The organism is Polyangium jinanense, from assembly GCF_028435265.1.
Taxonomy (GTDB): domain Bacteria; phylum Myxococcota_A; class Polyangia; order Polyangiales; family Polyangiaceae; genus Polyangium; species Polyangium jinanense.
On the sequence record NZ_JAGTJK010000006.1, the window covers coordinates 400634 to 408808 of the forward strand.

Consider the following 8175-nt stretch of genomic DNA (forward strand, 5'->3'; position numbering starts at 1 on the left):
CCTACTCGGACCGGGCGAGGCGCTGCGGGACGATCGCCTGGTGCAGCCAGTGCTCGTCCGTCTGCACGTGGCCCTTGCGCACCCACTTCGCCACGCATCGACCAAATGCGTTGTCGGGGAACTGCGAAGCCACGCGCACGACGACGCCTTCGCGCGGGCCGCCGAACGTCGAGGGCTCGCGTGAGAGTCGATCGGTGAGCGCACGGAGCTCGTCCAGCGACGAGACCACGCCGCGGAAAAGCACGGGCGCCGTGGGAAGGCCGAGGTCGGTCGCCTGCGCCGTCACCATGTCCCAGTCCCACCAGATGCCGGCGGCATCGTCGCGCACCCCGAAGACGAGCGAGTAATCGGGGAGTTTTTCGTACGCGATCGAATGCACGGCATAACAGTACTCGCAGAAGACAGAGATCCCATCGGAGAGCATGTGGCCGATGCGGGCGTGCGTGGCCTTCGCGAGGTCGAAGCTCGGGTGCGCGGGCGGGCCGGCGTGCGAGCGCGAAAAGACGTTCTTCCGCGTGTACGTCAGGTTCGAGCCGTCGCATTTCTCGGTCGCGACGATCTCGGCGCCGACGAGCGCGGACACGTCCGACATGCGCTTGTCGTCGGACGTCCCGCCCGGCGACCACGGGAGGTGGAATGTCCTCGGGTACTTTGCAGACACGACGAAGAGCAGGCTAGCACAGGCGTCCTCACCCGTGCTATGGTGGCGCCCCTCCTTTCTTCGCGTCACGAGTCCCGCCATGTCGCTCTCCCTCCTCACCGAGCCGCCCCGGCCGCCCGCTTTCCGTGTGCCCTGGGACGAGCTGCAGACCTTCGAATGGGTCCGCGCGCTCGAACCTTGCCCGCAAGACCCCATTCACCACGCCGAAGGCAACGTCTGGATTCACACGCGCATGGTGCTCGAGACGCTCGTGGCCATGCCCGCGTGGCGCGCGCTCTCGGCCGAGGATCAGGCGGCCGTCTGGCTCGCGTGCCTCTTGCACGACGTGGCGAAGCCGTTCACCACGAAAGAAGAGCCGGACGGGCGCATCACGGCGAAGGGCCATTCACGCGCCGGTGAGATGCTTGCGCGCAGGCTGCTCTGGGAGCTCGACGCGCCGTTTTCGCTGCGCGAGATGGTGTGCGGACTCATCCGCCACCACCAGATCCCCTTCTATCTGATCGAGCGGGATGACGCGCAGAAGCTCGCCGCGGAGATCTCGCTCGTCTGCCGCGCCGATCTGCTCGCTCTCGTCGCCGAGGCCGACATCCGCGGCCGCGTCTGCCAGGACATGCAGCGCATCGTCGACAACATCGAGCTCTTCCGCGCATTCTGCGTCGAGGAGGGTTGTTATGACAAACCGCGCGCTTTCCCGTCCGATCACACGCGCGTCGTCTACTTCCGCTCCGAGGGGCGCTCGCCCGACGTGCCGATCCACGACGACACGCGCAGCGAGATGATCATGATGTGCGGCCTGCCCGGCGCGGGGAAGGACACCGCCATTCGCGAGCGATTCGCGGATCTGCCGGTGGTGTCGCTCGACGAGCTCCGCCACGAGCTCGAAGTCGAGCCCGACGAGAACCAGGGCGCCGTCGTACAGGCAGGTAAGGAGCGCGTGCGCGAGCACCTCCGGCATGGCGAGCGGTTCGTCTACAATGCAACAAACCTGAACCGGCAGCGGCGCGGCCCGCTGCTCTCGCTCGCCGCCGATTACGGCGCGCGGGTGTGGATCGTCTACGTCGAGGCGCCGCGGAGCACGCTGCTCGCGGGCAACCGCGCTCGCGCCGCGCGCGTGCCCGAGGCCGTCATTCGCCGCATGAGCGAGCGATGGGAGGTCCCGAGCCTTCTCGAAGCGCACACGCTCGACATCGTGCTCCGCTGAGCCGGCTTCGGCGTCAGCCGTGCCGGAGGAGTTGCAGCTTCAGGGTGGTGACCGCGACGCCCGCGATCACCACGGCGCCGATGAGCACATCAACGCCGAGACCCCAAAAGCCGAGCGTCGCGCCCCGCGGCGTCGATCGCTCCGAAGGTTTCGAGGAACCAACCGTCAAGCCATGTTTTGCGCGCACGATCCCCTCCCCGGGATCGACTCATCTCACGAGGCGCGCGTCCCTGGCTATCAGGTGTTTCCCTGATTTATGGGTCCTCACTCTTTCTCGCACTGGAGGAGCGCGAGCATCGGCATGTCCACTTCGGACGGCTCCGTCTCGACCGCAAATTCGTACGTGCCATTCTTGGCATATCCGTCCCCGCAGCACCCGCCCGCGAGCGCGATGCCGTGCGAGGGCGTCTCGAGCGTCGACGAGACCGCGTGACCGTGGGAGCGGAGCGCGGGGCTCGTGAACGGGTCGCCACCGAAGGGCCGGTCCGCGGGCGCATCCTGTGGCAATCCAACGAGGAGCCTGCCCGTCGTGCCTTCGGCCGGCTTCCAGCCCGCGGGGCATTCCGGAAGGTCGAAAAACATGAGCAAACGCGACGGCAAGGGCGTGGCCCGCTTGACGGACGGCTCGTTTTTTCTGCAAACGAGGAGCTGGACGTAGGGGATATCGTCGGACGCGAGCTCCGACGTCGTGGCAAACGACACGGCCCCGGCCTGCCCCACGCCGGCATTTCCGCCGCCGGGCGCGCCGACGTACGAGACAGCCGGGATCTCGACGGTCGCCGCAATCGCGTGCGAATGCGTCCGTTCTTCCTGGCTCGCGAGCGGCTCGCCGACGGTCGCTCCGCTCGGAAACTCTTCACTCGCCGCGACGATCGTGCGCCCTGTGGCGGGCTCGTAGGGCTTCCATCCCTCGGGGCAAGCGAGCTTCTTGAAAAAGGAGACGGCGCCTTCCGGAAGCGTGTCACCACGGAGCGGCTGCGGGCCCGGGTCGGTGGCGATGGGCACCCCGGTCGTGCCATCGCCGCCCGAGCAACCCCAAAACGAGACGAGCAGCAAGGAGACGAGCGTAACGCGTGTTTTCATGGCTTCACGCACCCCGCGATCTGCATGAACGGTAACCCCGAGGAGACCTTCGTGGTGGTGCCCGCGAGCGGATACGTCCCCGCGGCGGCGCCATTCTGATTGCCGCCGTTCGCCGCGGCGATGTTTTTCGCGACCAACGTGACCTCGCCCGCATAGGCGTGCTCGTGCATCCGCTCCTCGCGATCGGTGAGCGGCGTGCCGACCTCGAGGCCCACGTCCTCCGGATAGATCGCGCCGACGACGACGCGCCCTCCGACGTCGTACACGGTCACCCAACCCGGCGGACACGCGCCCCCCGCGACGAACGCGACCATGCCCGAGGGCGCGCCGTCGTCGGGCGGCGTCTCCCCGGACGCCCGACGCGCCTGCCCGAAACCAAACCCCACGACCAGCGCGGCGATCGCCGTCGCCGCGGCCCATCTTCGTCGAAACGACCTTCGTTGAAACATGCCGAGACCGTTGCAAGGCGCCCGGCGCGCGTCAATCCGTCATTTCTTTGCCGCGAAGAGCCCCGCATTCTCGAGGAGCGCCGTGATCTCGGCGCGCAGCGGCCCGAGCATGGGCGACGCGAGCAGCGGCCCGAGCTTGCAGACGAGGTCGAGCGAGCCGTCCACGAGCGCGCGGGTCTTCGCCTGGTCCTCGGAGGTGTCGTTCACGAAGTAAAGGAGCAAGCCGAGGTGCAGCGTCCAGAGCGCCTGCGCGAAGAGAGGCCGCGTATCCTCGGGGATCGATTCGTCCTTCCCGATCGCGTCGGCGAAAATGGCGATGGCCTGGCGCCGCACACCCTCGGTTTCCGCGCTGAAGACCGAGGTCGGCTCGTCGGCGCCGAGCGTGCTCCGCAGAATGGCCCGGAGGAGCTTGCGGTCCTCCTTCAGCATGTCGATCTTCGCGTGCATCACGGCTCCGAGCCTCGATCGCAGATCGGGCAGGCGTTCGAGGGCCTCGCGCGATGCCTCCGCGTGCGCGTCCTGCTGGCGCGCGTAATACGCGAGCACGAGGGCCTCCTTCGAGGGAAACCAGTAATACGCAGCGCCGAGCGAGAGTCCGGCGGCGGCGGCGATGTCGCGCATCGTGGTCCCGTCGAACCCTTTTTCGCGAAAGAGCCCGAGCGCGATCGAGAGGATGTGCTCGCGGCTCGCCTCGCCGCTCGGACGGCGCTTGCGGGTGTTCATCGGTAATGCCCTCCGGCGTACCGTACCCGGCAGCTCCCGCCGGGGCAATCGTCCGGCGCGACCCACGCGGCGATCGTGCGGCGCTTGCTGGAGAGCGCGTGGAAGAACCGCTCCGCGAGCGGGGCGAACGTCGGCCCGGACAGGCGGTACGACCAGGGCCGCCATTCCACGAGCGCCCACAGGCAAAGCAGGAACGCGGCCGCGCCCGCCCAGACATCGCCCTCGTCGCTCACCACGACGAGTTCCTGGCCGAGCCATGGCACCCCGGCATATCGCCGTTTGGCTTCGTCGCTGCCGCAGGCGAGGAGTTCCAGCTCGACATACGCCTCCTGGGTGAGGAGCCAATCGCGGCAACGCACGCAGAGCGCGCAGGTTTCGTCGAAAAGGACCGTGAGCCGCTTCATGGGAAAACCTCCTCGTCCTCGTTTGTCGCGGGAGGCCTTTCACTCGGCGCCCGTGTGGACCATTTTGAGCTGGGGGACGACCGGAGGCGGCAGCACGGCCATCTGGGCGCGGCGGCGCATGCGGTGGAAGAGGTACACGTTGAAGAAGTGGATCACGCCGAGCGACAGGAGCAAAAGCCCGAGCTTGGCGGCGAGGATCTCGATGGCCGAGATGATGTCCGTCGCGCGCTCCGCCTTCATGATGAGGCAAGCATATCCGAAATTGAGCAGGTAGAAGCCGACGACGAGCAGTCGATTCACGGCCTCGGCCATTCCGGGATTGTCCTTGAAGACGTCCGCGAGAAACACCGCGCCGCTGCGGAACAACGTCCGCGCGAGCCCCACCGTCAGCCCCACGCTGGCCAGCGCATACGCCGCATACACCGGAACCAGATACGACGCCGCATTCATCATCGTGCTCTCCATGGCGTTTTCCTCCCTACACGTCGGCTCGCCGGAGCCCTCCGGCAAGAACCGAGTTTGAACATGTTCAGATGATGGATGCAGACACGCCGCCGGTTAAGAGCAAATCTGAACACGTTCAGACACTCTTGCAACGCATCGAAACCATTCGGTTTCATGCGAAAACGACGAGAGACAATGTGGGCGGTTGTGCGACAGAGTCGCAGGGCGGGAAGGCGGGGGCTCAGCGGACGCGGGCGGAGTTGATCACGACGGGCTCGAGCGGCGCGTCTTTCGAGAACGGGCCTCGCTTGCCCGTCTCTTGCGAGACGATGCGGTCGACGACGTCCATGCCGGAGGTGACCTGGCCGAACACGGTATACCCCCAGCCAGAGTCGGTCTTGGCCGTATGGTCGAGGAACGCGTTGTCGGCGACGTTCACGAAAAACTGCGCCGTCGCCGAGTGCGGATCACTCGTGCGCGCCATGGCGACGGTGCCGCGCGTATTCTTGCGGCCGTTGTCGGCCTCGTTCGTGACAGGCTTGTGCGTGGACTTCTTTTCATACGTCGCGTCGTATCCCCCGCCCTGCGCCATGAAGCCCGGGATGACGCGGTGGAAGATGGTCCCGTCGTAGTGCCCTTCGTTGACATACTGAAGGAAATTCGCGACGGTCTGCGGCGCGGCCTGGGGGTCGAGGGTGATCTCGAAGGAGCCGTGGTTCGTATCGAAGTGGACGACGTTGGACATGAAGCGGACCCTATCACGGACGCCGCGCCGTCCGGAAGCCTACGATAGCGGAATGTTCAGCCCGCGTATGGCCAGGACGATCGTGGGCTCGTCCTCGCCCACGGCGAAGCTCGTCTCGATGCGGAGCTCGGCGACATTGACGACGGGGAGCGGCTTCGGGACGACATGGTTCCACGCGCGGATACTCGCGGCCTCGAAATGCGCGTGCAAGCTGCCCGACGTGCCAGGGCCGAGCGGAAGCTCGAGGTGCTGCATGAGGTACGTCCAGTACCGAAATCCGCCGGTCGCGCTCGAGCTGAAGGCCGTCGGCATGACGACGTGCAGGGTGGCGCTCTCCACCGCCGAGCAGCGCGCGCAAGACGTGCGGTAGGCATACGCGAGGCCGCCCGCGAGAGGTTTTACGGTCGTCTGATAACGACGGAGCGCGAGCCCCTTGCACGTCTTACCATCGAGCCAGGCCTCGAGGACTGTGTATCGCGGCCCCTCCGGCCGCGACGCTTCGAGCAAATACGTATCGACGCCCCGCTCGCCCTTCTCGGGGCCACACGCCATGGCGATCGGGGAGGCGTCGTCCGACTGGAGATAACGGAGCCACTGGTTCGCCTGATGATCGCCCGGGTACTGGCGGTCCCGGCTCCGCAGGACGACGGGATTGCCTTTTTCGTTGGTCATGCGCGGCCGGGGCAAACCGCTCCAGTCCATCGCAGGGCGCGAACGTTCGGCGTCGGGCAGCGGATTCGCGTTGCCCTGACCGTCGTAGTTCTCGGCTTTCCATTCGACGTCGGGCTCGGCTTCGACGCTCGGGATCTCGGCGAGGCGAAGCACCTGGAATCGATAAGGCTCCTCGGCCTGTGCCGGAGTCGCGGCCAGGCCGAGCGAACACGCGAGGGCAAGGGCCGGAAACACGATGCTCGTTTTCATCACAGATCCTCCAGGTACGCCTCGAGCGCGTGGAGCTCCTCGTCCGAGAGCGAGCCGGTATGGCCCATGGTGCCGTCCACGCCCCGCAAAAGGTCGCCGAGCGTGGCATAACGACCGTCGTGAAAATAAGGCGCCGTTCCCCCGACGAACCGGAGCGAGGGTGTATCGAAGGGGATATGGTACGGCGAGCGCGCGACGTCGTACGCGGATCGATCGGTGCCGCCGCCCGGATGGCAGGTGGCGCAGCCCTGCCGTGAATCGTCGAAGAGCTCGCGTCCACGGGCGACGAACGCGCGCCGTGCCTCGTCGGGCTCGGCACGCACGGGCGCGGGCATCACCTTCAAGTAAGCAATGAGCGCATCGAGGTCGGCGGAATCGGCATCGCTGAAGACCCCGCGCCCCGCGAGGCGCTTCATCGTGCGGCCGACGTGGTGGCGAAGCGTGAGGGTCTCGCCGCGCCAGCCAAACGGCGCGCCCTCGTTCATGCGGCCCGCGAGCATGATCGTCTGGTGCCGACCCTCGGGCGTTTGCCAGGTGATGCCGTCCTCGCGCCCGTCGATATGGCAGCTCGCGCAGGCGCGGCCGTCGCCCGAGATGCGCGGGTCGTTCGTCGTGTGAAACAAGATACGCCCGCGCGCCTCGACGGCCCCGAGGCCGGGAGGCAATTCCTTCGAGACGACGATTTCCGCGGCGGGCTTGGTGGCGGCGCCTTCGTGCAGGTCGAGCACGCTCACGGCGGCGGCGAACTGGGACCAGACCACGGCGCGCTCGCGGCCCGGTTCGGCTGCGACGCCCATCGGCCCGGCGGGGACGCGGAACCTTCGACGCTCGAAACGCATCGGGTCACGCGCGCGGGCGTCGAGCTCGAGGACGGCGTCGACGCCGAGGCAGCCGAGGAGAAGGCGATCGCCGGCGAGCGCGGCGGCGCGCGGCAAGGTGCAAGCCGTTTCGCGGAAATGCTCGAAGACCGAGAGATGAAGCCCGAGCAGATCCTCGCTCGTGGTATCGACGACGGCGACGAGCGGCGCTGCGGCGAGGAATCGAGAGCCATACGTCTCGGTGGAGATGCTGCCCGCGTCCTGGTCGACACTTACCATGGGAGCGAGCAATCGTGTCACGCGCTCGGGGTTCGTCCCGACGAGCGCGGTCAGGACGAACCCCTGACCGGTATGGCGAGAGGATTTTTCTCCGTTGTGCCGACGTAGATCGACGGACCTACGTGCGTGGAGCGGATCTTCGAGGTCGACGATGGAGATCTCGTCGCCGATGGCGTGGGAGACGAAGGCGCGGCGGCCCGAAGGCTCGACGTAGACGGCGCGGGGCTCGCGCGGCAAAGGCACGGCGTAGCGCGGTTCGAGGGTGTCGCCCGCGAATGCCGTGAGCGCGTGGCCCCAGCCGCTCGTCACGAAGACGGTGGACTAACAATCCCCCGGCAAAGCCGGGGGGTTTCGATGTGTGAGCCGCTAAAAGCGGCTGATTTACGGGCCGCTCGCGAGCGGCCTTCGGAGCCACCTTAAGGTGGCGCTCGATCCTACAGGAGGCGG

11 protein-coding genes are annotated in these 8175 nt (G+C 67.2%); 1 reads left to right on the top strand and 10 read right to left on the bottom strand.

What is annotated here, in order from left to right; genetic code table 11:
- Nucleotide 1 precedes the first annotated feature (1 nt).
- On the bottom strand, nucleotides 2-742 hold the full coding sequence (locus tag KEG38_RS16720; protein ID WP_272420498.1) for an RNA ligase family protein: 741 nt from the start codon (nucleotides 740-742) through the stop codon (nucleotides 2-4).
- Between KEG38_RS16720 and KEG38_RS16725 the strand changes: the two genes are divergently transcribed.
- Entirely contained in the window at nucleotides 741-1862 is a 1122-nt protein-coding gene (locus tag KEG38_RS16725; RefSeq protein WP_272420500.1) for an AAA family ATPase, read from the top strand. The two genes, KEG38_RS16720 and KEG38_RS16725, sit on opposite strands and share 2 nt — an antisense overlap.
- A gap of 13 nt (nucleotides 1863-1875) precedes the next feature.
- Here the strand turns inward: KEG38_RS16725 and KEG38_RS16730 are convergent, their stop codons facing one another.
- The 9 genes from KEG38_RS16730 to KEG38_RS55525 all read right to left on the bottom strand — a co-directional run bounded on the left by KEG38_RS16730 (nucleotide 1876) and on the right by KEG38_RS55525 (nucleotide 8037).
- Entirely contained in the window at nucleotides 1876-2049 is a 174-nt protein-coding gene (locus KEG38_RS16730) for a hypothetical protein (RefSeq protein WP_272420502.1), read from the bottom strand.
- Nucleotides 2050-2126: 77 nt separating this feature from the next.
- Entirely contained in the window at nucleotides 2127-2945 is an 819-nt protein-coding gene (locus tag KEG38_RS16735) for a hypothetical protein (protein ID WP_272420503.1), read from the bottom strand.
- Nucleotides 2942-3394, bottom strand: coding sequence for a hypothetical protein (locus KEG38_RS16740; protein ID WP_272420505.1), 453 nt, complete (start codon nucleotides 3392-3394; stop codon nucleotides 2942-2944). Before KEG38_RS16740 ends, KEG38_RS16735 begins: the two co-directional genes overlap by 4 nt.
- Nucleotides 3395-3433: 39 nt before the next feature.
- Nucleotides 3434-4117 carry a TetR/AcrR family transcriptional regulator gene (locus KEG38_RS16745; protein ID WP_272420507.1) on the bottom strand — a complete coding sequence of 228 codons (684 nt, stop codon included), beginning with the start codon at nucleotides 4115-4117 and terminating at the stop codon, nucleotides 3434-3436.
- Nucleotides 4114-4521, bottom strand: a complete 408-nt coding sequence (locus tag KEG38_RS16750; protein ID WP_272420508.1) for a thiol-disulfide oxidoreductase DCC family protein — start codon at nucleotides 4519-4521, stop codon at nucleotides 4114-4116. Before KEG38_RS16750 ends, KEG38_RS16745 begins: the two co-directional genes overlap by 4 nt.
- Nucleotides 4522-4560: 39 nt before the next feature.
- Entirely contained in the window at nucleotides 4561-4986 is a 426-nt protein-coding gene (locus KEG38_RS16755; RefSeq protein WP_272420509.1) for a hypothetical protein, read from the bottom strand.
- A gap of 220 nt (nucleotides 4987-5206) precedes the next feature.
- Entirely contained in the window at nucleotides 5207-5710 is a 504-nt protein-coding gene (locus KEG38_RS16760; protein ID WP_272420510.1) for a peptidylprolyl isomerase, read from the bottom strand.
- Nucleotides 5711-5749: 39 nt separating this feature from the next.
- On the bottom strand, nucleotides 5750-6631 hold the full coding sequence (locus KEG38_RS16765) for a hypothetical protein (RefSeq protein ID WP_272420512.1): 882 nt from the start codon (nucleotides 6629-6631) through the stop codon (nucleotides 5750-5752).
- Complete coding sequence (locus KEG38_RS55525; RefSeq protein WP_272420514.1) at nucleotides 6631-8037, bottom strand: c-type cytochrome; 1407 nt, start codon at nucleotides 8035-8037, stop codon at nucleotides 6631-6633. Before KEG38_RS55525 ends, KEG38_RS16765 begins: the two co-directional genes overlap by 1 nt.
- Nucleotides 8038-8175: the final 138 nt, after the last annotated feature.

Coding starts and splice junctions, on each gene's coding strand:
- KEG38_RS16725 (WP_272420500.1), top strand. CDS start 741: ATGTCGCTCTCCCTCCTCACCGAGCCGCCCCGGCCGCCCGCTTTCCGT.
- KEG38_RS16720 (WP_272420498.1), bottom strand. CDS start 742: ATGGCGGGACTCGTGACGCGAAGAAAGGAGGGGCGCCACCATAGCACG.
- KEG38_RS16735 (WP_272420503.1), bottom strand. CDS start 2,945: ATGAAAACACGCGTTACGCTCGTCTCCTTGCTGCTCGTCTCGTTTTGG.
- KEG38_RS16740 (WP_272420505.1), bottom strand. CDS start 3,394: ATGTTTCAACGAAGGTCGTTTCGACGAAGATGGGCCGCGGCGACGGCG.
- KEG38_RS16745 (WP_272420507.1), bottom strand. CDS start 4,117: ATGAACACCCGCAAGCGCCGTCCGAGCGGCGAGGCGAGCCGCGAGCAC.
- KEG38_RS16750 (WP_272420508.1), bottom strand. CDS start 4,521: ATGAAGCGGCTCACGGTCCTTTTCGACGAAACCTGCGCGCTCTGCGTG.
- KEG38_RS16755 (WP_272420509.1), bottom strand. CDS start 4,986: ATGGAGAGCACGATGATGAATGCGGCGTCGTATCTGGTTCCGGTGTAT.
- KEG38_RS16760 (WP_272420510.1), bottom strand. CDS start 5,710: ATGTCCAACGTCGTCCACTTCGATACGAACCACGGCTCCTTCGAGATC.
- KEG38_RS16765 (WP_272420512.1), bottom strand. CDS start 6,631: ATGAAAACGAGCATCGTGTTTCCGGCCCTTGCCCTCGCGTGTTCGCTC.